Source organism: Vibrio sp. 378 (genome assembly GCF_033339435.1).
Genome location: NZ_JAWOUO010000399.1, coordinates 1 through 783, shown reverse-complemented (window position 1 = coordinate 783; position 783 = coordinate 1). Strand labels below are relative to the sequence as shown.

General features: G+C 44.4%; 1 protein-coding gene and 1 pseudogene. One reads left to right on the top strand and one right to left on the bottom strand.

All coding sequences use genetic code 11. From position 1 onward, the window contains the following. A partial coding sequence (locus tag R7Q48_RS26530) for an MgtC/SapB family protein (RefSeq protein WP_318133191.1) occupies positions 1 to 304 on the bottom strand: 304 nt, incomplete at its 3' end. 285 nt (positions 305 to 589) lie between these two features. Here R7Q48_RS26530 and R7Q48_RS26525 point away from each other — a divergent pair. Continuing rightward, positions 590 to 783: pseudogene (locus tag R7Q48_RS26525) on the top strand (hypothetical protein); the annotation flags it as partial.

Here is a 783-nt window from a genome sequence, read left to right as displayed (position 1 = left end):
CCACGCCAGTAATACTGATATCGCGACTCTTCTTCTGCTGCATGATAAACGCGATACACGCCAATATCACCAACGCAATCAAGGCAAAACCAAGCAATAAAGGAGAATAGAGATCCGCAAGAATCGCGACAAGACCACCAAGTAACCCGACGAGAGAGAACGTACGAATACCAGCAACACGACTACCTTCAACGCTATTTCGCATCACCCAGCCGCGCTGTGTCCCGATAATCGCACCCAATAGCAAGGCAATAAGCAGATTCCAGATAAGATGCTCGCCAGTCGCAAACTCGTTGATATCCATGCATCACCCCGTTAAAAAGCGGTTGTCATATCATTAGTTTATTTGAATATTGGTAAGAAGCTGTGACGACAAGAAGATAATCTGAAACTGGCCACCGTTCCTGCCTTACCTGTGGGGCTTGTCCTGGCTTTTAACGATCACCAGAGCTCAATAATACAGAGCGATTTTCCCTCTCCCGTTCAATTTATCGGCATTATTTTCATATCATCTGAACTTTCTTACGAGAAACTACGTAACGAAGATGGAATGCAATTACGCAATCTCACACATAAGTAAGGAATACATATGAACAACTCCATCAACAACTCATTCCTAAAATTTGGTTTAGCAGCATGTCTGTTCAGTTTTTCTGCGTTTAGTTTTTCCTCCCCAAGTATTGAAGGCGCAGATCAAGATATGTCCGCGGGCACGGTAACGGCAAAAATGGCTCATGCTGACGAAAACGGCTGGATGGTTGTACACCGAACAGATGAATCGAT